The sequence below is a fragment of the Nocardia sp. NPDC059177 genome, from assembly GCF_042755165.1.
Classification (GTDB): Bacteria; Actinomycetota; Actinomycetes; order Mycobacteriales; family Mycobacteriaceae; genus Nocardia.
In genome coordinates, this window is sequence record NZ_JBHZBX010000008.1 from 206782 (window position 1) to 230628 (window position 23847).

Here is a 23847-nt window from a genome sequence, read left to right on the forward strand (position 1 = left end):
ATTCCTTTGCTCCTGGTTCCGGCGGGTCAAGCGCCGACGGATCGGTCGCCGAAGAAGAACTCCTGCGCGTTGTGGTAGAGGTAGTTGTCGAGCACGTCGGCGGGCAGATCCAGCGCCATCGCCTCGGGCACGACCCGGCGCATGGCCAGCACCGGCCAGTCCGAACCGAAGATCACCTTGTTCTTGCCACGGGTGCGCATGAAGTGAACGAGGCTCTCCGGCAACCGTTTCGGTGACCAGGCCGAGGTCATCAGCCGCAGGTTCTCGTATTTGATGAGCAGCCTGATCGCGGTGTCCCACCACGGATCGGCGCCGTGGATCATGCACAGCCGCAGTTCGGGGAACTGGTAGCAGACCCGGTCGAGGTAGATCGGATTCTGCACCTCACCCGGAATCGGCGGGCCGGGAATGCCGGTGTTCATGCACAGCGGCAGCCCGATCTCGGCGCATTTGTAGTAGAGCGGGTAGTAGACCGCGTCGGTCGGCGGGTACCGGCCGTCGCCCCAGAAGCTGGCACCGGTGGTGGTGTAGGTGACGGGCAGATCGCGGACCAGCGCGGTGAGTTCGCGCAGCGAGGCCACCGGGTGCAGCAGGTCGACCCCGTTGACCGCCAGCGAGAACCGGTCCGGTCGCGCCTCGACGAATTCCAGCGCGGTCTTGGACGGTTTCACCATCGAGTACATCAGGACGGCCTTCTCCACCCCCTGCTCGTCCATCTCCGCGAGCAGTGCGGGGAGCTCGACCCGGTCGTACATCGACCCGGCGCCCTTGAAGTAGTTGTCGCGCACCTCGAGCATCCAGGTGGGCTGCTCGCGTTCCCCGAAGTGCACATTGACCAGACAGTCGTTGACCTTGCGCATCGTCGTCATGCTCCGATCTCCTCGGTGGTGTCGGCCACCGCCCGCTGCATCGCCCAGCGATAGTCCGGTTTGCCGTTGCCGAGGCGCCGGATCTCCTCGACGTAGATCACGGCCTTGGGCACCTTGAACCCCGCCAGCCGCGACTTGCACACCTGCCGCAGGTCGTCGGCGCCGACCGCGTCCCCCGGCCCGGGACAGACCAGCGCGACGACTTCGCTGCCCCAGCGCTCGCTCGGCCTGCCGACCACGAGCGCGTCCGCGACCCCGGGATGCGAGCGCAGCACCTCCTCGACCTCTTCGACGAACACCTTCTCGCCGCCGGTGTTCACCACCAGGGCGTCGCGCCCGAGCAGGCGCAGCGTTCCGTCGGCGTCGACGCTCGCGCGGTCACCGGGGATCGCCATCCGCACACCGTCGATGACGGGGAACGTCCGCTCGGTGGCCGCCCGGTCGTCGAGGTAGCCCAGCGGGACGCGACCCGTGCGCGCCGCCCAGCCGACCTCGGGATCGCCCGGTGTCAGGAACCGGGTGCGGTCGTGGGAGACCGCGGTGCCGCCCGGCATCGGAGCGAAGCTGTCGACCTCGTTGCCCTTGGTGCTGCGGCCGAATCCCATGCCGCCGGTCTCCGAGGATCCGTAGCCCTCGACGACGATGGCGTGCGGCAGTAGTTCCAGCAGCTCGCGCCGGTGTATCGGGTTGGTCGCCGCGCCGCCGGTGCCGATCGCGAGCAGTGCGGCCAGGTCGTAGTCCCCGGCGCGCAGGGCGCGCACCAGCGGTCCGGCGTAGGCGTCGCCGACGATCGTCATGAGCGCGGCTTTTTCGCGCTCGGCGATCCGCAGCGCGGTGTGCGCGTCGAAGGTGTGGCGGTCGTCGTAGAGCACGATGGTCTGCCCGGCGAGCAGGCCGGCGAAGGAGGTCCAGATGCCTGCCGCGTGCGACAGCGGTGACACCGCGAACCAGACGTGGCCGGTCATCTGCGCGAGCCGGCGCAACCCGTCACCCGATGCGTGGTCGGCGCCGTTCATCGAGGAGACGTACATGTCGCTCTGCCGCCACAGCACCCCCTTGGGCCGGCCCGTCGTGCCACCGGTGCACAGCATGACCAGGTCGTCGGGTGAGGTCTCGATGACGGGTTCGGCGGCGCCGCGTGCCACCGCGTCCTCGTACCCGACGGCACCGGCGAGCTCGGGGACGTCGCTGCCGTCGTCGACCGAGACCAGCAGATCGACACCGTCCGGCGCGGATTCCGCCACCACCGGCCCGAACGATCGGTGGTACACGATGCCGCGCGGCGCGATGTAGGTGAGCAGGTCGCGGATCTCGTGCGCGGTGTAGTGGTGATTGATGTTGACCGGCACGACGCGCGCCTTCATGGCGGCGATCATCACGTCGAGGTACTGATCGTTGCGCATCAGCAGCGCGATCCGGTCCTGGCCGCATTCCCAGCGCTCGAGGTCCGCGCGCGGGGTGTGCGCGCCGAAGCCGCGCCCGGCCAGGAAGTTCGCGAACTTCCTGGTCCGCAGCGCCGTGTCGCCGAAGGTGCGGCGGCGCTCGCCGCACACCGTCAGCGTCCGGTCCGGTACGGCGGCCGCGACCTCGTCGAAGACCGCGCTGATCGTCCACTCGGTCAACAGAGTGCTCCGATACCGCTGTCGGGGTTCGTTTTTCCTGCGTGCATGGTTCGGTCCTCGATGTCCTGACGGGAAGTGGTGACGGCGGGCCTGCCCTGGTCGGAAGACTTGCCGCGAACCGAATAGATATGACTACTGTATACATAACGGTAAAGCTGCGCGCAAGGTATCGGTATTAGCTACTGTATATCTAACGATATCGCCGGGGACATCGGCCGACCAGGAAGAATCGGGGACCACAGTGACGACCGACAACGCGCCCGACGACAGCGCCGGGACCGTAGGAGTCCAGCACGACGGGCCGGTTCTGCGCCTCACCCTCGACCGCGCGCAGCGACGCAACGCGCTCTCCCCCGCCATGCTCGACACCCTCGTCGCCACGCTCACCGACGCCGCGACCGATCCCGCGGTGCGCGTGATCCATCTCCGTGGCACGGGCGGGGACTTCTGCTCGGGCGTCGACTGGGTCGCGACCAACACCACCGGCGAACGCCCACCGACCGGGGACCTGGTCCGGCGTATCCCGCACACCGCCCACCGCGTCGTCGAACTCGTGCACGCCCTGCACCTTCCGGTGGTGTGCACGGTCCGGGGATGGGCGGCCGGGCTCGGCTGCAATCTCGCGATCGCCGCCGATTTCACCCTCGCCGACACCGACGCCGTGTTCTGGGAACCGTTCCTGCCCCGCGGGTTCAGCCCGGATTCCGGCTCGACCTGGCTGCTGCCGCGCCTGGTCGGTGTGGCCCGCGCCAAGCGGATGCTGCTGCTCGGCGAGCAGGTCGGCGCCGCGGCGGCCGCGGAGTGGGGATTGATCCACGAGGCCACCACACCGGGCGACCTCGACCGGGCCACCGACGAGTTGCTCGACCGACTGGCCTGCGCGCCCACCGTGGCGTTCGGTCTCGCCAAACAGGCCGTCCACCGCAATCTGCGCACCGGACTCACCGAGGCGATGGACAACGAGCTCTACGCGCTCGAACTCGCCTGCCGCACAGCGGATTTCAAAGAGGGACTGGCCGCGTTCCGGCAGCGCCGCGACCCGGCCTTCCGCGGCCGCTGACACCCGCGCCGACCCCGGCACTGCCCGACACGAAGAAGAGGTACTGATGAAGACCAGAGGCGCGTTGATCTGGAAGCGTGACCGGGCGTGGTCGATCGAGGACATCGAGATCGGTGAACCGCGCGCAGGCGAGGTGAAGGTCAGGATGGAGACGGCCGGGTTGTGCCGCGCCGACCACCACCTGGTGACCGGCGGCATCGCGATGGCCGGCTTCCCGGTCCTGGGCGGACACGAGGGTGCGGGCGTGATCGTGGACGTCGGCGAGGGCGTCCACGATCTGGCGGTCGGCGACCACGTCGTGATGTCGTTCGTACCGTCGTGCGGCACCTGCCCGCCGTGCCGGGCCGGGCTGTGCAATCTGTGTGATCTCGGGGCCGGGCTGCTCGGTGGCGCCGCGGTCGCGGACGGCACCTTCCGGGTGACCGCCCGGGGCCGCGGCGTTCACCCGATGGCGCTGGTCGGCGCGTTCGCGCCCTATGCGGTGGTGCACCGGGCCTCGGTGGTCAAGATCGACCCGTCGATCCCCTTCGAGATCGCCTGTCTGGCCGGTTGCGACATCACCACCGGCTACGGTTCGGCCGTCCACACCGCACGGATCCAGCCGGGCGAGGACGTCGCCATCATCGGGCTCGGCGGGGCCGGCGCGTCCACGCTCCAGGGGGCGGTGCTCTCCGGCGCGTCCCGGATCTTCGTCGTCGAACCGGTCGACTGGAAACGCGCGCAGGCCGAGAAGCTCGGCGCCACCGATGTCTATCCCGATCTCGCCACCGCCACCGCGGGCATCGCCGCCGCGACCGCGGGACGGATGTGTCACAAGGTGATCGCCGCGGCGGGCCGGCGCGGCGGCCACGACCTCGAGGCGTGGATGGACCTCACCGCCAAGGCCGGAACCTGCGTGCTCACCGCGACCGGCATCGCGATGGCGGCCGAGGTGCCGCTGACCCTGTCGATGCGGACCCTGCTGCAGAAGAACCTGCGGGGCAGCATGTTCGGCGGCGGGAACCCGCACGAAGACATTCTCGAGGTACTGGCACTGCACAAACTCGGCGACCTCGCCCTCGACGACAGGGTCACCGAGGAGTACCGCCTCGACGAGATCAACGACGCCTACCGCGAACTCCAGCGGGCCGGCGACCTGCGCGGCATCATCCGGTTCACCGACGCCGATCGCTGAGCACACCGAAACGGGGCCGGACACCTGGCGTCCGGCCCCGTTCGCGTCCCGGATTCAGGGAATGATGACGGTGCGCTGGACCGGTTCCGCCGGCGTCTGCCTGCCGTACAGTCCGCGCCGGAGCGACCGCAGCAGGATGTTGCGCGTCTCCTCGGGCCGGATCAGCTCGTCGAAGCCCATGTGCTCGGCGGAATGGTAAGAAGCCTGCAATTCCATCTCACGCAGTTCGGCCGCGAGCTCCTCCTCGGCGTGCGAGGCGTCGCTCAGCGCGGCGGCGCCCATGGCGCCCATGGTCGCGCCCGGGTAGGCGAAGGTACCCACCTGGCCGTCGAAACCGATCAGCGACATCACCATCGAGCCGAATCCGTAGGCTTTGCGCAGTGTCACATGCAGTTTCAGCGTGGTCGCCGCGGTCTGCGCGACGAACATCCGGGCGCCACTGCGCAGCACCCCGTCCCGCTCGGACTCGCTACCCGGCAACATGCCCGGATTGTCGGCGAGGAAGATGATCGGCAGGTGGAACGAGTCGGCGACCATGATGAAATGCGCCGCCTTGTCGGCGGCTTCGGTATCGATCGACCCCGCCAGCACCTGCGGCTGATTCGCCACCACCGCGACCGGATTGCCACCGAGATGGGCCAGTGCGCAGATGATCGCGGTCCCCCGCTCGGGCTGCACCTCGAACCAGTCGGTGTCGTCGAAGACGACATCGAGCACCGCGCGCATGTCGTAGCTGTAGCGGTTGTCCCGGGAGACGATGCCGAGCAGTTCCGGGGTCGCGCGCGGACCGGTCGTCTCGTCGGCGAGATAGGTCGGCGGGTAGGACCACGCGCTCGGCGGGAAGTAGGACAGGTAGCGGCGGATCTCGTCGAGGACGTCCTCGTCGGTCTCGGCGACATTGTGGACCACCCCGCTCGGCAGCGCCACGTCGGGCCCGCCGAGATCCTCCTTCGAGATGTCCTCGCCGGTCGAGACTTTCACCACCGGCGGACCGGCCGTGAAGATGCAGCCCTGCCTGCTCATGATGGAGAAGTCCGCGACCGGCGCGACCAGCGCGCCGTGTCCGGCCGACGGCCCGAGCACCGCGGTGACCATCGGCACCTTGCCCGAGCAGCGGGCTTGGGCCAGCAGGTCGGTGGGGGTGCGGCCGTAGTGGTCACCGGTCGGCCGGAACCCGGCCCCCTCCAGCAGCATCACCAGCGGCACCTTGTCGCGGACCGCGAGCTCGGCCAGCCGGTACCGCTTGGAGTTGCTGCCGGGGGCGATCGTGCCGGCCAGGGTGGTGAAGTCCTCGGCGCCGACCAGCACCGGCACCCCGTTGATCAGTCCGGACCCCGCCACGATCGCGTCGGCGGCGACCTCCCCGCCGACCAGTGTGCCGAACTCCTGGAAGGTCCCCGGGTCGAGCAGCCGCTGGATGCGTGCCCTGGCGTCGAGTTTCCCCTTTCCCCGATGCTTGGCGACCCGGTCGGCACCGCCCATCTCCAGCACGCGGGTGCGGCGGCGCCCGAGGTCGGCGAGTGTTTCGTCCCAGGTGTTGGCGTTCGTCATCGCGCGGCCTCGTCTCAGTCGATGGTGAAGGTGATCGGCAGGTGCTTGAGCCCGCCCACGAAGGTGGTCGCGGTCAGCTCCGGCGGCCCGGCCAGTTCGATCGAGGTCAGCCGCGGCAGCAGTTCACCGAGGAACTTCGCGATCTCCATGCGCGCCAGGCCGGCACCGAGACAGAAGTGCACCCCGTAGCCGAAGGCCACGTGCTTGTTGGGCACCCGCTCGATATCGAACCGGAACGGGTCGTCGAAGGCCTCCTCGTCGCGGTTCGCCGAGGCGTAGGACAGCAGCAGCGAATCGCCCGCCGGGATCGGGACACCGTTGACGACCGAGTCCTGCGCGGCCGTCCGCATGAACGCTTTCACCGGGGTCACCCAGCGGATGATCTCCTCCACCGCCCCCGGCATCAGCTCCGGATTCCGGCGCAGCAGGTCCAGCTGCTCGGGGTGCTCGATCAGCGCCCGCAGGCCACCGGAAATGCTGCTGCTGGTGGTGTCGTGGCCAGCGGTGGCGATGATCGCGTAGTACGACACGGTGTCCACCTCCGAGAGCGGCTCCCCGTCGACTGTCGCGTTCGCGATCATCGAGGCCAGATCGTCGGTGGGGTTCGCCCGCCGCGACGCGGTCAGCGCGGTGAAGTAGGTGAACATCTCCACCAGCGCGTTCATCGACTCGTCCGGGGGCGCCGACCGTTTCAGCTCGTCGTCGTCACTGCCCATCAGCTCCTGGGTCAATTTCAGCATCAGCGGAAAGTCCGACTCGGGGACGCCGAGCAGCGACATGATCACATACAGCGGGAAGTTGACCGCGATCTCGGCGACGAAGTCGCACCGGCCGCCGGTATCGCGCATCCGGTCCACGTACCGCTTGGCCAGCTCCTCGATCCGTATGGCCATGGCCCGCATGGCTTTCGGCGCGAACCAGTCCGCCGCGATCGCCCGCACCACCCGGTGCTGCGGGTCGTCCATGTGGATCAGGGTCCGGATCCCGATCGCGGCCTGCATCTCGTCGGATTCCGCCGTCATCAGCACCGGCCGTGGCCAGTTGGTGAACTGGCGATTCGCCTTCTCCACCGCCAGCACATCGGCGTGTTTGGTGATCGCCCAGAACGGCTGGTAGCCCGGTACATCCACCCGCGCGACCGGCCGGTTCGCACGCAGCGTGGTCAAGGCCGCGTGCAGTCTCGCTTCATCGGCATAGGCGGTGGGATCCGCGAGAACATTCGCGGCTTCGTCAACGATCGGCATGCGGCTGGCACCCTTCCGGTCCTCGGCACACCCAGCGTGCCGACGGTGTTGTCTCGATCACAAGAGTGATTTATAGTTACCCTTACTGTCAAGCTTTCTGTAGACCTGCCCATGGGCGCAGGAGCAGCGTCCCCCGCCAGCGCGCAGCGACCGCCCGGACGTGAACCGGCGCATTGCCGAGGCCGATGCCGTCAGATACTGTATGCCTTACAGTAAGTAATATTCCGGACAGCCGTGCGGTGTGACGAAGCCAGAGGTGAGCTGTGAACAGCCCAGTCGATGACCAATCCACGACGATCGGGGTGCCCGATCCCCACGATCCGTACCCGTTCTTCGCCGCCCGCAGGCGGGAGGGCGGCGTGTTCCACGGGACCGTGATGGACTACTCCAGGACACCGGAGGACTTGCGGCCCGCCGACAGTTTCGCCGCCGTGTCCTGGGCGTCGGTGAACAAGGCGCTGCGCGACAACACGGTCTTCAGCACCCAGCTCTACGACAGCACGATCGGGGTGTTCATGGGCCCGACGATCCTGGCGATGAACGGATCCGGGCATCGCGCGCACCGCAATCTGGTGTCGGCGGCGTTCAAGCCGCAATCACTGGCGGTGTGGGAGCCCGAAGTCGTGCGCCCGATCTGCGAAGAACTCATCGACGAATTCGTCACCGAGGGACGCGCGGACCTGGTCCGCGACTTCACCTTCGAATTCCCGACCCGCGTCATCGCGCGCCTGCTCGGGCTCCCCGCCGCGGATCTGCCGTTCTTCCGGGAGGCGGCCGTGGCCATCATCAGCTATGCGGGCAATGTCCCGCGCGCGCTACAGGCATCCAAGGAATTGAAGGAGTATTTCCTCGGGCATATCGAGCAGCGGCGCGCCGCCCCGCGCGAGGACATCATCAGCGACCTGGTCACCGCCGAGATCGACGGCGAGAAGCTGACCGACCGCGCGATCTATTCCTTTCTCCGGCTGCTGTTGCCCGCCGGTCTGGAAACGACGTACCGTTCGTCGGGCAATCTGCTCTTCCAGCTGCTCACCCATCCCGGCCAATTCGCCGCCGTCCAGCAGGATCGCCGCCTGCTGCCCCAGGCCATCGAAGAGGGCCTGCGTTTCGAGACACCGCTGACGCTGGTGCAGCGCTACGTCACCCGCGACACCGAATTGGACGGCGTGGCGATTCCCGAGGGCGCGGTGCTCGACCTGTGCCTCGGCTCGGCCAACCGGGACGAGACCCGCTGGGAGCGCGCCGAGGAATTCGACATCTTCCGCGCCCACATTCCGCACATCAGTTTCACCGCAGGCGCGCACACCTGCCTCGGCTTGCACCTGGCCCGCCTGGAGACCCGCGTCGCCCTGGAGTCGCTGCTCGACCGCCTGACGAACATCACCCTGCTGCCCGACGGTGTCCCGCACATCTTCGGGCAGCCGTTCCGCTCCCCGACCGCGCTCCCGGTGAGCTTCGATGTCGCCTGATCCGCACCGCCGCCGAGACATCTTCGATCTCACCGGCCGTTCGGCGCTGGTCACCGGCGCGGCGGGCGGGATCGGGGCCGCGGTCGCCGCGGCCCTGGCCATCCAGGGCGCCGCGGTGCTGGTCACCGATATCGACGGCGCCGCCGCGGCGGTGACCGCCGAGCAGATCGTCGCCGACGGTGGCCGGGCCGCCGCCGCAGCGCTCGATGTCCGGGACCGGGCCGCCGCCGACGCCGCGGTCCGGTCCGCGGCCGAGCTCGCGGGCGGCGTCCTGCACATCGTGGTGAACAACGCCGGCGCCACCGAACCCGCGATGTTCGGTGCGACCACCGAGGATTCGGTGCTGCGCATGCTCGACATCCACCTGCTCGGTGCCTTCCGCTGCGCGCAGGCGGCGCTGGCGTATCTGCCGACCGACGGCACCGGCCGGATCATCAATGTGACCTCGTCGGCCGGGTTGGTCGGCACGCTCGGCCAGGTCAACTACTCGGCGGCCAAGTCCGGCATCGTCGGGATGACGAAGTCGCTGGCGCGTGAACTGGCCCGCAAGCAGATCACCGTCAACGCGCTCGCCCCGGCCGCGGCCACCCCGATGACGGAGACGATCCGCACCGATCCGAAGTTCGCCGAGCAGATGCTGAACCGGATTCCGATGCGGCGCTGGGCGCAGCCGCGCGAGGTCGCGGGCGCGTTCGTCTTCCTCGCCTCCGACGCGGCGTCGTTCGTCACCGGTCAGGTGCTGCCGGTGGACGGCGGTCTGGTCATCTGACGAAACAGGCCCAGGTCCCGCGGGACTCGGGCCTGTTTCGTGGCCGCCGCGTCAGTCCAGTTCGGGTTCGGGCACGTGGAAGTGCGCGTCCCGCAGGCGGAACGCTTCCTTCGTACCGTGTTCGGCTCTGGTCTTCACGAAATTGAACTCGCCCGGGGCGAACTGCAGATTCGTGCCGTAGGCGTGGAACAGATAGCTCGCCACCTCCTCGCCCTGGTAGGCCTGACTCTGTTCGACCATCCGGAAGGCCTCCTTCGCGATCACGACACCGTCGGCCGGCATCTTCGCGGCCTTCTCCGCCCAGTACCGCGCCCGCGCGGTCACCGCCGACGGCGCGCAGGTCTCGGTGAAGACCCCGAGATGTTCCAGCGCGCCCGCCTCGATGATGTCGCCGGTCAACAACATCCGGCGCGCGAGCACCGGCCCGAGGCGATGGAAGAACATGTGCAGGCTGCCCAGGGCAGGGCCGAGGAACCGCGCCGCGGGCATGCCGATCCTGGTGTCCCTGGCGACGACCGAGATGTCGGTCATCAACGCCATCTCGAAACCGCCGCCCAGCGCGTACCCGCTGATCTCACCGACGGTGACCTTCGGGAAGCCCAGGAAGTTGTGGTAGAAGCCGAAGGACTTGCGGTCCACGGTGAGTCGCCTGCGCTGACTCGGCCTGCTCTTGGCCGGCCGATCGCCGTTGCTCGTGGACCGCTCGCCGTACCAGCCGTAGGCGTTGTTCATATCCGCGCCGGTGCTGAACACCTGCTCGGCACCGCGCAGCAGCACGACGGTGATGTCGTCGTCCTCGGCGACCTCGTCGAGACAGCGGGCGATCCCGTCGCGCATGGCCGCGTCGTAGGAGTTGCGCTGGGCGGGATTGTTCAACGTGATGGTGGCGATCCTGCGGTCCGGGTCCACCTCGTAGAGCACGCGGCCCTCGGCGGTGCTGGAACTGGTCATCGGATGTCTCTTCCTTCTCGTTCGAGGGGGATGGGGGCGCGCGGTCCGTAGCGCGCGGTGGTCAGGCGGTCCAGCGGCACGGCCACCGTCCGCACGAGCGCCGAGCACAGGACCTCACCGTCGTGCAGCAGGCGGGCGGTCGATTCGATCCCGCGCTCGGCCACCACCCGGGTGATGTCGAAGCCGAGCTCGACGAGGACGGGGGTGGGCCGCCGGTAGGTGATGTCCATCGAGCGCGTCTTGCCCGCCAGCCCGACCGCGCAGCTCTGATGCTGGACCACCGCGTCGAAGAAGACGGCGAGGAACCCGCCGTGCACCAGGCCGGGTGGGCCTTCGTGCACGAGCGGGAAGGTGATGCGCCCGGCGGCCGACGCGGTGGTGATGCGGTCGAAGGTGTACTCGGGGAAACACGGGTTGAACGCGCCGATGTCGAAGGCGTGGTCCAGGTAGACGCGCTGAGTGGCCGGGTCGGCGGCGTCGCGCATTCTCGGGGCCGGATCCGGCGGCGCGGCCGCGGCGAGTTCGCGTTCCCAGCCGGTCAGCCCGGCGATCAGGGCGTCCACGGCCGGGTGCGGATGCTCGAGCGAGAGCAGCAGCGCGCTGATCCGGCGCAGGGCCGCGGCCGCGGCGACGGTCTGCGGGAGCGGACGCTCGCCGAAGCGCAGCGCGGCCCCCGGGCCGCCCGATGCCGTGTTCGCGTTCTCGGCCATCGTCACTCTTTCCTCGTCGGTCCGTCACGTCACCTTGGCAGATCCATAACGGTATTGTCTACTGTATCTATACCAGTATGGGTCATGCCCCGGTACCGCAGGAGGAATGCATGCCGTTCGACACCATCGGCTACGAGGTGGCCGGGCATACGGCCACCATCACACTCGACCGCCCCGACGCGCTCAACGCGCTGAGCCCGCACATGATCACCGAACTGCGCGCCGCCTACGCCGAGGCCGAGGCCGACGACAAGGTCTGGTTGCTCATCGTCACCGCGAACGGACGCGCCTTCTGTACCGGCGCCGATGTCAAAGCGATTCCCGGCGACGGCAAGGTCATCGATGAGCGGCCGTACCTGTCGACCTACGAACAGTGGGAGGCACCGCAGGAAGGCACGCCACCCTTCCGCACGATGACCAAGCCGATTCTGGTCGCCATCAACGGGATCTGTTGCGGCGCCGGCCTCGACTGGGTGACTACCGGCGACATCGTCATCGCCTCGGACCGGGCCACCTTCTTCGACCCGCACGTCAGCATCGGCCTCGTCGCGGGCCGCGAGGTCGTGCGCCTGGCGCGGGTACTGCCCCGCACCGTCGCCCTGCGCATGGCGCTGATGGGCAAGCACGAGCGGATGAGCGCCCAGCGCGCCTACGAATTGGGCATGGTCACCGAGGTCGTCGAACACGAACGGCTGCTCGAACGGGCCAACGAGATCGCCGACGTGCTCAATTCCAATGCGCCGCTGGCGGTTCGCGGTACCCGGCTGGCCATCGTCAAGGGCCTGGAGGTGCCACTGCACGAGGCCGAGATGCTGGCCGAATCCTTCCGCGAACGGGTGACCCGCACCGCGGACGCCCTGGAAGGACCCCGCGCGTTCGTCGAGAAGCGCAGCCCGGACTGGCAGTGCCGATGAACGCCGGATATCGCACGATCCTCCTCGACGTCGACGCGCGCGATCGCATCGCCACCCTCACCCTCGACCGGCCCGAGCGGCTCAACGCCTTCGACCGCACCATGTGCGAGGAGGTGCGCGACGCCTGGCACCGGATCCGGCTCGACGACTCGGTCAACGCGGTCGTGCTGCGCGCGGCGGGCGAGCGGGCCTTCAGCGCGGGCCTCGACATCACCGTCCCCTACGGTCAGCCCGACGGGATCTGGCATCACGAGGATCCCGGTGAGGCGTTGAGCCCGAAGTGGCAGAAGATGTGGAAGCCGGTGGTGTGCGCGGTGCAGGGCATGTGCACGGCGGGCGCGTTCTACTTCGTCAACGAGTCGGATGTGGTGATCTGCTCGGAGGAGGCCACCTTCTTCGATTCGCACGTCTCGGCCGGACTCGTCTGCGCGCTCGAGCCGGTCGGCCTCATGCGCCGGGTCGGGCTCGGTGAGACGCTGCGCATCGCGTTGACGGGTAACGACGAACGGGTCTGCGCCGACACGGCGTTGCGCATCGGCCTGGTCACCGAAGTCGTTGCTCGCGAACACCTCTGGGACCGCGCGCACGCTATCGCGGCCGGGATCGCGGCCAAACCGCCGACCGCCACCCAGGGCACGGTGAAGGCGATCTGGGAATCCCTGGACAAGCCGTACCGCGCCGCGCTCGACCAGGGACTCATCTATACCCGCCTCGGCAATCCGATCGCCCGGGCCGAACTGGCCGCCGCCGCGGCGGATCCGCGCCGACCGGGCACACCGACCGAACCGAGGATTCGCTGATGACCGACCTCCACGACCATCCGCTCAGTGCGCGGATCGCGAATGTCCTTGCGCTGGTGCCGGACTCGCACGCGATCGAGTTCGACGGCGCCTGGCACGCCTGGGGCGAACTCGCCGATGCCGCCCGCCGGATCGGCGCGCTCGTGGCCGCGCCGTGCCAGGTCGGCATCCTGTTGCGCAATCGCCCCGAGCATGTGGCGGCGTTCCTCGGCGTACTGCTGCGCGGCGGCACCGTCGTCGTGATCAACCCCGCGCGCGGCGACGACCGGACCCGCTCCGATATCGCCGCGCTGGGACTGCCGCTGGTCATCGGCGGGCCGGCGGATCTGGCCGGCTTCGTCGGGCCGGGCACCGCGACCGTCGGCATCACCGGCCTCGACACCGCTCCAGCGCCCAGTGCGTCGGTCCGTGCTGCCGCGGCGGGCACTCCGCTGCCGGGAGTCGCCGTGCGGATGCTCACCAGTGGCACCACCGGCCCGCCCAAGCGGGTGGACATCACCTACGACATGCTGGCCCGCAGCGTCATGGGCACCGATCCGGTCCACGCACCGGCCCCGGCCGCGCCACGCCGCGGCGTCGCGATCGTCAACGCTCCCCTGGTGCACATCGGTGGCATCTTCCGCATTCTGCAGTGTGTCGCCGACGCCCGGCCGTTCGTGTTCCTGCCACGCTTCGACCTCGACCGCTGGGCGGCCGCGGTGCGCGCGCATCGACCGGGTGCGGTGTCGCTGGTACCCGCCGCGCTGCGGATGGTGCTGCACTCGGACCTGGAACGAGCGGATCTCGCCGGTGTCCGGGTGGTCACCTCGGGCACCGCGCCGCTCTCGGCGGCCGACGCGGACGCCTTCCAGGACAAGTTCGGGATTCCGGTCCTGACGTCGTATGCCGCCACCGAATTCGGGGGCGGCGTCGCCGGCTGGACCCTGCCCGACCACGAGACCTTCTGGCGGTCCAAGCGGGGCAGTGTCGGCCGGGCCAGCGGTGGCGCCCGCCTGCGGGTGGTCGGTGACGACGGCACGGTCCTCGGACCGGACGAGCCCGGGCTGCTCGAGGTCGCGCCCGGCCAGCTCGGCCCCACCGCCGGGTGGGTACGCACCACCGATCTCGCCCGGATCGACGCCGACGGTTTCCTGTGGATCCTGGGCCGTGCCGATCAGGCCATCATCCGGGGCGGGTTCAAGATCATGCCCGACGATGTGCGCACCGCCGTCGAGGACCATCCCGCCGTGCGGGGTGCCGCCGTCGTCGCCCGGCCGGACGAGCGGCTCGGCGAAACCCCCGTCGCCATGGTCGAACTGCGCCCGGACCGCCGGGTCGACCTCGCAGCACTGATCGAGTACCTGGGTACCCGGCTGGCCCGCTACGAGATTCCCACCGAGATCGCGATCGTCGACGCGATCCCCCGCACACCGTCCGGCAAGGCGGACCTGTCCGCCGTGCGGGCCCACTTCCAGCGCGTCCCCGCCTCTCCCACGTCCGAAAGCGCAGATCGCACATGATGTCCACGATTCGCGAGATCAGCGAACTCCTCGACCACATCGGCTTCCGCAAGACCACCGCCCCTGACGGTTCGCCGCGCTGGGAACTCCCCGTGGCACCGCACGTGGTCAACACCTCCGGCGGCCTCCAGGGCGGCCTGATCGCGACCCTCGCCGATATCGCGGCAGGCACTGCCGCACTGACGACCCGGCCACCCGACGCCGGTGTCGTCACCTCGGACCTCAGCGTCCGCTACTTCCGCCCTATCATCGCCGGCACCGCCCGCGCGGTGAGCAGGATCGTGCACGCGGGCAAGCGATCGATCGTCGTGCAGGTCGAGGTGATCGACGACACCGATGACTCGGTGGCGGCGCTGGCCACCGTCAATTTCGCCACGGTGAGCTTCGCGACCGACAGGTCCGCGACGCCGGCCGGCTGACGCGCGGGTCACCGCCGAGTCCGACGGTCTCGGCGGTGCACCGGAATGCGTATCCCCTAGCCGCTGCTCGGCGCCGGTGGCCGGTAGAACAGCGCGAGCTGGCCGAGGCCGGCCGCCAGGCCGACCCCGGCCGCGATCCCGAATCCCCACCACCCGTCCACCCGGTCCGCGCCCAGGATCACCTCGTCGAGACTGGCCCGGCCGGGGCCCGTGACGGCCACGCCGACCGCGCCGACCGCCAGCACCAGGTTGTACTCCCAGCCGTCGCCGACGATGAAGAATCCCTTCCTCCGGTGCACGGTCCAGGCCGCCACCAGCATCAGCGCGACGAATCCCGCGGCGGCCACCGGTGTGCACAGACCGAGCGCCAGGGCGAGACCGGCACCGACCTCGCTGCCCGCGGCGAGGCGCGCGTGCACGCGACCGGGCGACATCCCGATGCTGTCGAACCAGCGCGCGGTACCGGGAATCCGCCCGCCTGCGAAGAATTTGCTGTACCCGTGCGCGGCCATGGTGAGGCCGAGGCACACGCGCAGAATCAGGACTCCGGTGTCGAAGGCAGTCATCGCCACATCACTCCATCGGTCGAGGTCCGCGCCGCGAACACAACTCCCGTATTACTTACCGCTAGCATTACAGTAATGTTAGACATCAAGGGCGTGTGGTCAAGACGGAACGCCGTCGGACACGCGAGACAACGAACCAGGAGGGCCCTGCCATGACGAGCGCAGCCACCGGAGTCGGCGCGGTCAGCGCGGAGGACTTCCGCGAAATACTCGCGCAGACCAGGGACTTCGTGCGCACAGTGGTCCTGCCCCGGGAGCGGGAGATCGCCGAGCAGAACCGGATGCCCACCGAGATCGTCGAGCAGGCCAAGGCCATGGGCCTCTACGGTTACGCCATCCCGCAGGAGTGGGGCGGCCTCGGCCTCGACCTCGCCCAGGACGTCGAACTGGCCATGGAACTCGGGTACACCACCCTCGCGCTGCGCTCGCTGTTCGGCACCAACAACGGCATCGCCGGTCAGGTTCTCGTCGGCTTCGGCACCGACGAGCAGAAGTCGCGCTGGCTCGACCGGATCGCCACCGGCGCCGTGGTCGCCTCGTTCGCGCTCACCGAATCCGGCGCCGGGTCCGATCCGGCCGCGCTGCGCACCACCGCGACCAGGTCCGGTTCCTGGTGGGTCGTCAACGGCGAGAAGCGTTTCATCACCAACGCCCCCGTCGCCGATCTGTTCGTCACTTTCGCACGTACCCGCCCGGCGGACGCGGACGGCGCGGGCATCTCGGTCTTCCTGATCCCCGCCGGCACCCCCGGAGTGGAGATCGGCCCGAAGGACCGCAAGATGGGCCAGGAGGGCGCGTGGACCGCCGAGGTCTTCTTCCGCGACGTCCGGATCGGCGACGACGCACTGGTGGGCGGCAACGAGGACATCGGCTATCGCGCCGCCATGACGTCACTGGCGCGCGGCCGCGTGCACATCGCGGCACTCGCGGTCGGCACCGCCCAGCGAGCCCTCGACGAATCCGTCGCCTACGCCGCGACAGCGACTCAAGGCGGCGCACCCATCGGCCGATTCCAGCTGGTGCAAGCACATCTGGCCGACATGCAGACCGGCGTGATGGCGGGCCGCGCCCTGGTCCGCGACGCCGCGCGGGCCTGGGTGGCCGGCGAGGACCGCCGGACGGCACCGTCGGTGGCCAAGCTGTTCTGCACGGAAATGGCTGGACGAGTGGCTGATTCGGCGGTGCAGGTGCACGGCGGCACGGGCTACATGCGCGACGTGGCGGTGGAGCGGATCTACCGGGATGTCCGCCTGCTCCGCCTGTACGAGGGCACCAGCGAGATCCAGCGCCTCATCATCGGCGGCGGGCTGATCCGCTCCGCCGAGCGCGGCACGAGGTAGTCCGCTCGCGGTCCTGACCGCACCGGGCAACCGGTCAGGTCAGGTCAGGTCGAAAGGTCCGTCGGTGATCGCGGTGCCCAGGCCGGCGAGGTCGATGCCGAGATCGGCGGTCGCCGACAGGCAGGCGGCGACATCCTTGCGCAGGAAGGGGGCGGCCCGCTTCTCGAATTTCGCGAAACCGCCGGTGCGGCGGATGGAATCGGCCGCGTAGCTGTTGCCGCTGGCCACCGACAGGGCCTCCAACAGCTGGTTCTCGTCGATGCCCAGCTTGCGGCCCACCTCGGCGGCCACGGCGACCAGTTGCGCGTTCGCGGCGAAGAGCGCGTTGTTGACGAGTTTCACGCCGAGGGCGCTGCCCGACGCACCGGTCGCCAGGACCGAGCTCGCGTAGGCGGCGAGCACCGGCCGCACCGCCTCGACCGCCGCGGCCGGACCGCCGAGCAGGACGGTGAGGCGACCGGCGGCGATGTCCTCGGCGGAACCGCTGACCGGTCCGTCGAGCAGGACCGGACCGTCGGGTCGCACCGCCGCCAGTTCGGTGATCGTCGCGACCGCGCCGGTCGTGTGGGAGACCACCACCGCGTCGGCTCGCGCGTTCGCGAGGACCCCGTCCGGCCCGGTCAGCACTTCTGTCAACTGCTCGTCCGAGAACAGGCACACGATGATCACCCCGGCGGCCTCCGACACCTCCCGCACGGAGTCGACGACCTCGGCACCGGCGGCCCGCAGCCGTTCCCGCACCGCTTCTCTGCGCGCGTAGACGACGGTCCGATGGCCCGCCGCCACCAGCCGCACCACCATCGGCTCGCCCATCTGGCCCGCTCCGACGAACCCGACCACCTGCGACATTCGCGCTCCTCGCTAGCTACTATTCCAGTAACGCCAACTGTAACAGCATCACCAACGGCCGGACAGCTTCTTGCGCGGCGGCCGAGCGGGCCATATGGTTAGTCCGAACAGCCATACCGTTGCCTTTACGATATGGCATGCAGCGGGGTCTGAGGAGAGCATGTGATCGGCCGGCACACCGACAAGGTCGCCTTCATCACCGGCGCCGCCCGTGGCCAGGGACGTGCCCACGCGGTGCGCTTGGCCGGCGAGGGCGCCGATATCATCGCCGTCGATATCGCGGGGCCGCTGCCTGCGGCGGTGCCCTACGATTCGGCCACGCCGGCGGATCTCGCGGAGACGGTCCGCCTCGTCGAGGCGACCGGGCGGCGCATCGTGGCCGCCACCGTCGACACCCGCGATCTGGACGGGCTGCGGCGCGCGGTCGACGAGGGCGTGGCCGCGCTGGGCCGGCTCGACATCGTCGTCGCCAACGCGGGCATCTGTATTCCCCAGCGGTGGAACGAGATCACCGCCGAATCGTTCCGCGATGTCATCGACGTCAATATCACCGGCACCTGGAACACGGTGGTCGCCGGCGTCGATCACCTGATCGCGGGCGGGCGTGGCGGTTCGATCATCCTGGTCAGTTCCGCGGCCGGACTGAAGATGCAGCCGTTCATGGTGCACTACACCGCCAGCAAGCACGCGGTGACCGGGATGGCCAAGGCGCTGGCGGCCGAGCTGGGCAAGCATCGCATCCGGGTCAACAGCGTTCATCCGGGTGCGGTGAACACGCCCATGGGCAGCGGGGACATGGTCGCCGCACTCGGGCGCGCCCTCGCGTCCAATCCGCAGCTCGGCCACATGACCACACCGTTCCTGCCCGACTGGGTGGCCGAGGCCGAGGATGTCGCCGCCGCGGTCAGCTGGCTCGCCGACGACGAGTCCCGCTACATCACCGCCACCCAGGTCGCCGTCGACCTGGGCGCCACCCAGTACTGAACGCCGGTCGGGCCGAAAGGAATCACGCCATGTCACTTCTCGAGGGCCGCGTCGCGGTCGTCACCGGCGCAGCGCAGGGTATCGGCCTCGCCATCGCCTCGACCTTCCTGCGCGAAGGCGCGCGCGTGGTCGTGGGCGACCTGAATCCCGAAGCGGCACAGCAGGCACTCGGCGCGGACGGCGTGCGCGCGGTCCGCTGCGATGTGACCAGCGCCGAGGACGTCTCCGCGCTGCTGAGTACCGCGCGCACCGATTTCGGCGCGGTGGACGTGATGGTCAACAACGCGGGCATCACCCGGGATGCCTCGATGCGCACGATGAGCGAAACGGACTTCGACCAGGTCGTGTCGGTCCATCTGAAGGGCAGCTGGCACGGCACCCGGTCGGCCGCGGCGATCATGCGGGAGCAGGGGCGCGGCAGCATCGTCAACATCTCCTCGCTGTCGGGCAAGGTGGGCATGGCCGGTCAGACCAACTATTCCGCCGCGAAGGCGGGCATCATCGGCCTGACCAAGGCCGCCGCCAAGGAAACCGCGCGATTCGGGGTGCGGGTCAATGCGATCCAGCCCGGGCTGATCCGTTCGCCGATGACCACGGCCATGCCCGCACGCATCTGGGACCAGAAGATGGCGGAGATCCCGATGGCGCGAGCGGGCGAGCCGGACGAAGTCGCGAATGTGGCGCTGTTCCTCGCTTCCGATCTGTCCTCGTACATGACCGGTACCACCGTGGAAGTGACCGGCGGGCGGTTCATGTGACCGCTTGGGAGGCGCACACCGTCGTCACCGAGGAGTATGTCGATCCCGCGCCGATTGCGGCCTTGAGCGCGATTCTTGATTCGGGTGCGCCGCCGGTCGGTGCCGGGGATCCGCTGCCGCCGCTGTGGCACTGGGCCGCGCTGGCGCGCTGGCCGGTGTCGTCGGCGATCGGGCCGGACGGGCATCCGGCGCGCGGCACTTTCCTGCCGCCGGTGGATCTGCCCCGGCGCATGTTCGCCGGGGGTGCGGTGACACTGCATGCCACCGTGCCGGTCGGGTCGACGGTGCGACGGGAGGCGCGGGTCGTCGCGGTGACTCCCAAGACCGGCCGCACCGGCGCACTGGTCGTGGTCGAGGTCGACATCCGGCTCTACACAACGGGAAACACCCCGGCTGTAGTGGAACGACAGAATCTCATCTACCGCGAGGCCACGCGGCCGGGAACTCCCAGCCCGACGGCGGCCGCGCAGGAGCCCGTCGGCGCACCGCTTCGCCGGATCGCCGCGTGGGACTGGGAACTACGCACCGATCCCACCGTCCTGATGCGGTTCAGCGCCGCGACGGCCAACCCCCACCGCATCCACTACGACCTGCCGTACGCGACCGAGGTCGAGGGCTATCCCGGGCTGGTGGTGCACGGGCCGCTCATGACACTCGCCATGGCCGAGACCCTCCGGCGGGAGCGGCCCGCGTCGACGCCGATCCGGTTGCGGCACCGTAATCTCGCGCCGCTGTTCTGCGCCGAGCCCGCCCTTATCCAGCGCCGCACCGGCACCGATGCCGAGGTCGAACTGGCCGTCCGCACCGACCGACATATCGAACACACCGTTCTGACCGCCGATTTCGAGCACGACGGAGACCGAACCCATGCGTGAAGCAGTGATCTGCAAACCTGTCCGCACCCCGATCGGCCGCTACGGCGGGATGTTCGCCGCGCTCACCGCGGTCGATCTCGGCGTCACCGCGCTGCGCGGCCTGCTGGACCGCACCGGGGTCAGCCCGGAGTCCGTGGACGACGTGGTCCTGGGCCACTGCTATCCGAACAGTGAGGCGCCCGCTATCGGCCGGGTCGTCGCCCTGGACGCCGGACTGCCGGTGACCGTCGGCGGCATGCAGGTCGACCGTCGCTGCGGATCCGGCTTGCAGGCCGTGATCCAGGCGGTCCTGCAGGTCAGCAGCGGTGCCGGCGAGGTCGTGGTCGCCGGCGGTGTCGAGAGCATGACCAACGCGCCGTTCTACTCCCTCGATATGCGCTGGGGCGGTGCCCGCGGCGGCGTCCGGGTCCACGACGCACTGGCCCGCGGACGCGAAACCGCGGGCGGCCGTGATCATCCGGTGCCCGGCGGGATGCTGGAGACCGCGGAGAACCTGCGCCGCAGCTACGCGATCCCTCGCGAGGAACAGGATCGGCTGGCCGTGGTCTCGCATCAGCGGGCCGTCGAGGCCGCCCGCAGCGGTGCGGCCGCCGAGCAGATCGTCCCGGTGACGGTCACTTCGCGCCGCGGCGACACGGTGATCGACACCGACGAGCATCCTCGCGCCGACACCACCCTGGAATCCCTGGCCGCGCTGAAACCCGTTCGGGCACATATCGATCCGGAGTCGACGGTCACCGCGGGCAATGCCAGCGGCCAGAACGACGCGGCGTCGATGTGCCTGGTGACCACCCGGGAGAACGCCGAACAGCTCGGCCTCACTCCCCTGGTCAGGCTGACATCGTGGGCGGTGGCCGGCGTCCGGCCCGACATCATGGGCATCGGGCCGGTCCCCGCCACCGACGCCGCCCTGCGCCAGGCCGGTCTCGCACTGGCCGATATCGACCTGATCGAACTCAACGAAGCCTTCGCCGCCCAGGCCCTCGCAGTCACCCGGGAGTGGAAGTTCGGCCCCACCGATTTCGACCGCACCAATGTGCACGGGTCCGGGATCTCCCTCGGACATCCGGTGGGCGCGACCGGCGGACGGATGCTGGCCACCCTCGCCAGGGAACTGCACCGGCGCGAGCTGCGCTACGGGCTGGAGACGATGTGTATCGGCGGCGGGCAGGGCCTGGCCGCGATCTTCGAGCGGGTGACGTGACCGCGCCCTTCCCCTGCCTCCCACCCGACGAACGGAACTCCCGATGAAACTCGCACAGACCCACGGGCTCACCGAGGTACAGGCCGAAATACTCAGTACGGTAAGGGCTTTCGTCGACAAGGAGATCATTCCGGTCGCCCAGGAACTCGAACACTCCGACACCTATCCGCAGGCGATCGTCGACCGGATGGCGGAGATGGGCCTGTTCGGGTTGATGATCCCCGAGGAGTACGGCGGCCTCGGCGAATCCCTGCTGACCTACGCGCTGTGTGTGGAGGAGCTGGCGCGGGGCTGGATGAGCATCTCCGGTGTCATCAACACCCACTTCATCGTCGCCTACCTGCTCGCCCAGCACGGCACCGCACGCCAGCGCGAGCATTTCCTGCCGCGCATGGCCACCGGCGAAGTACGTGGCGCCTTCTCCATGTCCGAACCCGAACTCGGCTCCGATGTGGCGGCCATCCGCACCAGGGCGGTGCGCACGGAGTCCGGTGACTACCGGCTCGACGGTCGCAAGATGTGGCTGACCAACGGTTCGACGGCGACCGTGGTGGCCACGCTCGTCCGCACCGACGAGGGCCGGGAACGGCCGCACGACAACCTGACCACCTTCCTGCTCGAGAAGCCCGCCGGCTTCGGGGAGGTCGCGCCAGGACTGACCATTCCGGGCAAGATCCACAAGATGGGGTACAAGGGCATCGACACCACCGAGATGCTCCTCGACCACCATGCCGTGGCGGCAGAGGCTGTTCTGGGCGGGGAGACCGGCCACGGTTTCCAGCAGATGATGGACGGCATCGAGGTGGGACGGGTCAATGTCGCGGCCCGGGCCTGCGGTATCGCGGTGCGCGCTTTCGAACTCGGTGCCCGCTACGCGCAGCAGCGTTCGACCTTCGGCAAGCCCATCGTCGAACATCAGGCCATCGGATTCTCCTTGGCCGAGATGGCGACCAAGGTCGAAGCGGCCCATCTGATGATGGTCAACGCGGCGCGGCTCAAGGACTCCGGCCTGCGCAACGATGTCGCCGCCGGCATGGCCAAGTACCTGGCCAGCGAGTTCTGCAACGAGGTCACCCAGGCTAGTTTCCGTATCCACGGCGGCTACGGCTACTCGACCGAGTACGAGATCGAACGCCTCATGCGCGAGGCGCCGTTCCTGCTGATCGGCGAGGGGACCAGCGAGATCCAGAAGCGAATCATCGGCAAGGGCGTGCTGCGCGACTACCGGCTCTGAGAGCAGTTTCGGCCGGACCATTCGACGGTCCGGCCGAAACCGTCTGTGGTTCAGACGAAGTCGGAGCCGCCGTCAACATTCACATTGGCGCCGGTCATGTAAGAGTTGCGGCGCGAGGCGAGGAACGCGGCGACCGGGCCGATCTCCTCGGGCAGTCCGGCCCGCGGCATGTGCGCCGGATGCCCGTAGTGCGCGCCGATCACCTCCATCAGCCGGTACGGGTCGTCGTCCTCGACACCGATCGAGCGCGCCCATGCGGTCAGGGCCGGAGTGACGAAGGTGCCGGGCGAGACGACATTGACCAGGATCTCGTCCTCGGCCAGCAACAGTGACAGGTTCTTCGACACACTGGTCACCATGGACTTCGCCGCCGTGTAGGCGATCAACGAAACACTCTGCCGCTGAGTCGAATGCGCGGAGAAGTTCACGATCCGCCCCCACTCCGCGCGGCGCAGCAGCGGCAGCGCCGCCGTCACCGTGCGCACGATCGAGAGCGCCCCGTGATCGACCGCCTCGTGCCACTGCTCGGCCGACAGTTCTTCGATGGTGCCCTGAACATTCGGCCCCAGCGTATTGACCAGCGCGTTGAGTTCCCCACCCCACCGGTCCCCGAGCTGCGCAAAAACCGCCTCCACCTGCGCGCTGTCGCGCACATCGGCGGCGAGCCCGACCGCGTCAGGACTCCCTCGCTCCCCCAGGTCGACGGCGGCACGCTCGACATCCTCGGCGGACCGTCCGACAACCGCGACCCTGGCCCCCTCCTCGGCCAAGCACCGCGCCGTAGCCAGCCCCATCCCCCGGCTCCCACCGACCACCACCGTCGCCGCGCCCCGCAATCCCAGATCCATACCGCTTCCGCCTCACCTCGAGAGAACCGCCGCGTCCGGGGCGGGGGCCGCAGAACGACCCGCCACCACCTCATGGCACATTTCCATTACTGTAATGCATTCGGCATGACTCACGGGAGGGTTGTTCGGAGGGGTACC

Annotated in this window: 23 protein-coding genes; 14 read left to right on the top strand and 9 right to left on the bottom strand. The window is 69.2% G+C overall.

Going from position 1 to position 23847, the window contains the following annotated elements:
- Positions 1–26: 26 nt before the first annotated feature.
- Together ACFXK0_RS13235 and ACFXK0_RS13240 are read right to left on the bottom strand one after the other, a co-directional pair.
- On the bottom strand, positions 27–869 hold the full coding sequence (locus ACFXK0_RS13235; RefSeq protein ID WP_379410373.1) for an amidohydrolase family protein: 843 nt from the start codon (positions 867–869) through the stop codon (positions 27–29).
- Positions 866–2491, bottom strand: coding sequence for an AMP-binding protein (locus ACFXK0_RS13240; RefSeq protein WP_379410374.1), 1626 nt, complete (start codon positions 2489–2491; stop codon positions 866–868). Before ACFXK0_RS13240 ends, ACFXK0_RS13235 begins: the two co-directional genes overlap by 4 nt.
- 241 nt (positions 2492–2732) lie before the next feature.
- On the opposite strand from ACFXK0_RS13240, the gene ACFXK0_RS13245 reads away from it, so the two are divergent.
- Complete coding sequence (locus ACFXK0_RS13245; RefSeq protein WP_379410375.1) at positions 2733–3551, top strand: enoyl-CoA hydratase/isomerase family protein; 819 nt, start codon at positions 2733–2735, stop codon at positions 3549–3551.
- A gap of 46 nt (positions 3552–3597) precedes the next feature.
- Positions 3598–4725 carry an NDMA-dependent alcohol dehydrogenase gene (locus tag ACFXK0_RS13250; protein ID WP_379410376.1) on the top strand — a complete coding sequence of 376 codons (1128 nt, stop codon included), beginning with the start codon at positions 3598–3600 and terminating at the stop codon, positions 4723–4725.
- Between the two features lie 54 nt (positions 4726–4779).
- On the opposite strand, the gene ACFXK0_RS13255 is transcribed toward ACFXK0_RS13250, so the two are convergent.
- Positions 4780–6276 carry an acyl-CoA carboxylase subunit beta gene (locus ACFXK0_RS13255; protein ID WP_379410377.1) on the bottom strand — a complete coding sequence of 499 codons (1497 nt, stop codon included), beginning with the start codon at positions 6274–6276 and terminating at the stop codon, positions 4780–4782.
- A 14-nt stretch (positions 6277–6290) separates the two neighbouring features.
- Positions 6291–7520: a cytochrome P450 gene (locus ACFXK0_RS13260; protein WP_379410378.1), complete on the bottom strand. Its 1230-nt coding sequence runs from the start codon at positions 7518–7520 to the stop codon at positions 6291–6293.
- Positions 7521–7783: 263 nt separating this feature from the next.
- Between ACFXK0_RS13260 and ACFXK0_RS13265 the strand changes: the two genes are divergently transcribed.
- Positions 7784–8989 carry a cytochrome P450 gene (locus ACFXK0_RS13265; RefSeq protein ID WP_379410379.1) on the top strand — a complete coding sequence of 402 codons (1206 nt, stop codon included), beginning with the start codon at positions 7784–7786 and terminating at the stop codon, positions 8987–8989.
- Positions 8979–9758, top strand: coding sequence for an SDR family NAD(P)-dependent oxidoreductase (locus ACFXK0_RS13270; RefSeq protein ID WP_379410380.1), 780 nt, complete (start codon positions 8979–8981; stop codon positions 9756–9758). The genes ACFXK0_RS13265 and ACFXK0_RS13270 overlap by 11 nt, the downstream gene beginning before the upstream one ends.
- Before the next feature lie 51 nt (positions 9759–9809).
- Here the strand turns inward: ACFXK0_RS13270 and ACFXK0_RS13275 are convergent, their stop codons facing one another.
- Positions 9810–10709 (bottom strand): enoyl-CoA hydratase/isomerase family protein, encoded by a 900-nt coding sequence (locus tag ACFXK0_RS13275; RefSeq protein WP_379410381.1) that lies wholly within the window; start codon positions 10707–10709, stop codon positions 9810–9812.
- Positions 10706–11425 (bottom strand): hypothetical protein, encoded by a 720-nt coding sequence (locus tag ACFXK0_RS13280; protein ID WP_379410382.1) that lies wholly within the window; start codon positions 11423–11425, stop codon positions 10706–10708. The genes ACFXK0_RS13275 and ACFXK0_RS13280 overlap by 4 nt, the downstream gene beginning before the upstream one ends.
- 104 nt (positions 11426–11529) lie before the next feature.
- On the opposite strand from ACFXK0_RS13280, the gene ACFXK0_RS13285 reads away from it, so the two are divergent.
- Genes ACFXK0_RS13285 through ACFXK0_RS13300 form a run of 4 tightly spaced genes read left to right on the top strand, consistent with a single transcriptional unit; the run spans position 11530 to position 15051 of the window.
- Positions 11530–12333 carry an enoyl-CoA hydratase/isomerase family protein gene (locus tag ACFXK0_RS13285; protein WP_379410383.1) on the top strand — a complete coding sequence of 268 codons (804 nt, stop codon included), beginning with the start codon at positions 11530–11532 and terminating at the stop codon, positions 12331–12333.
- Positions 12324–13133, top strand: coding sequence for an enoyl-CoA hydratase/isomerase family protein (locus tag ACFXK0_RS13290; RefSeq protein ID WP_379410384.1), 810 nt, complete (start codon positions 12324–12326; stop codon positions 13131–13133). The genes ACFXK0_RS13285 and ACFXK0_RS13290 overlap by 10 nt, the downstream gene beginning before the upstream one ends.
- Positions 13133–14632 (top strand): class I adenylate-forming enzyme family protein, encoded by a 1500-nt coding sequence (locus ACFXK0_RS13295; RefSeq protein WP_379410385.1) that lies wholly within the window; start codon positions 13133–13135, stop codon positions 14630–14632. Before ACFXK0_RS13290 ends, ACFXK0_RS13295 begins: the two co-directional genes overlap by 1 nt.
- Positions 14629–15051: a PaaI family thioesterase gene (locus tag ACFXK0_RS13300; protein WP_379410386.1), complete on the top strand. Its 423-nt coding sequence runs from the start codon at positions 14629–14631 to the stop codon at positions 15049–15051. The genes ACFXK0_RS13295 and ACFXK0_RS13300 overlap by 4 nt, the downstream gene beginning before the upstream one ends.
- Positions 15052–15107: 56 nt before the next feature.
- Here ACFXK0_RS13300 and ACFXK0_RS13305 read toward each other — a convergent pair whose 3' ends face one another.
- Entirely contained in the window at positions 15108–15617 is a 510-nt protein-coding gene (locus tag ACFXK0_RS13305; protein ID WP_379410387.1) for a DoxX family protein, read from the bottom strand.
- 152 nt (positions 15618–15769) lie between these two features.
- Between ACFXK0_RS13305 and ACFXK0_RS13310 the strand changes: the two genes are divergently transcribed.
- Positions 15770–16957 carry an acyl-CoA dehydrogenase family protein gene (locus ACFXK0_RS13310; RefSeq protein WP_379410388.1) on the top strand — a complete coding sequence of 396 codons (1188 nt, stop codon included), beginning with the start codon at positions 15770–15772 and terminating at the stop codon, positions 16955–16957.
- A gap of 39 nt (positions 16958–16996) precedes the next feature.
- Here the strand turns inward: ACFXK0_RS13310 and ACFXK0_RS13315 are convergent, their stop codons facing one another.
- A complete protein-coding gene (locus ACFXK0_RS13315) occupies positions 16997–17806 on the bottom strand; it encodes an NAD(P)-dependent oxidoreductase (RefSeq protein WP_379410389.1) in 810 nt (269 codons plus the stop codon).
- 162 nt (positions 17807–17968) lie between these two features.
- On the opposite strand from ACFXK0_RS13315, the gene ACFXK0_RS13320 reads away from it, so the two are divergent.
- The 5 genes from ACFXK0_RS13320 to ACFXK0_RS13340 are packed head-to-tail and all read left to right on the top strand — an operon-like array spanning position 17969 to position 22861.
- Entirely contained in the window at positions 17969–18790 is an 822-nt protein-coding gene (locus ACFXK0_RS13320) for a mycofactocin-coupled SDR family oxidoreductase (protein ID WP_379410390.1), read from the top strand.
- A 29-nt stretch (positions 18791–18819) separates the two neighbouring features.
- A complete protein-coding gene (fabG, locus tag ACFXK0_RS13325) occupies positions 18820–19548 on the top strand; it encodes a 3-oxoacyl-ACP reductase FabG (RefSeq protein WP_379410391.1) in 729 nt (242 codons plus the stop codon).
- On the top strand, positions 19545–20423 hold the full coding sequence (locus tag ACFXK0_RS13330) for a MaoC family dehydratase N-terminal domain-containing protein (protein ID WP_379410392.1): 879 nt from the start codon (positions 19545–19547) through the stop codon (positions 20421–20423). The genes fabG and ACFXK0_RS13330 overlap by 4 nt, the downstream gene beginning before the upstream one ends.
- Positions 20416–21627: an acetyl-CoA C-acetyltransferase gene (locus ACFXK0_RS13335; RefSeq protein ID WP_379410393.1), complete on the top strand. Its 1212-nt coding sequence runs from the start codon at positions 20416–20418 to the stop codon at positions 21625–21627. The genes ACFXK0_RS13330 and ACFXK0_RS13335 overlap by 8 nt, the downstream gene beginning before the upstream one ends.
- 43 nt (positions 21628–21670) lie before the next feature.
- Complete coding sequence (locus tag ACFXK0_RS13340; protein ID WP_379410394.1) at positions 21671–22861, top strand: acyl-CoA dehydrogenase family protein; 1191 nt, start codon at positions 21671–21673, stop codon at positions 22859–22861.
- A 50-nt stretch (positions 22862–22911) separates the two neighbouring features.
- Here ACFXK0_RS13340 and ACFXK0_RS13345 read toward each other — a convergent pair whose 3' ends face one another.
- Positions 22912–23709, bottom strand: coding sequence for an SDR family NAD(P)-dependent oxidoreductase (locus tag ACFXK0_RS13345; RefSeq protein ID WP_379410395.1), 798 nt, complete (start codon positions 23707–23709; stop codon positions 22912–22914).
- Positions 23710–23847 lie beyond the last annotated feature (138 nt).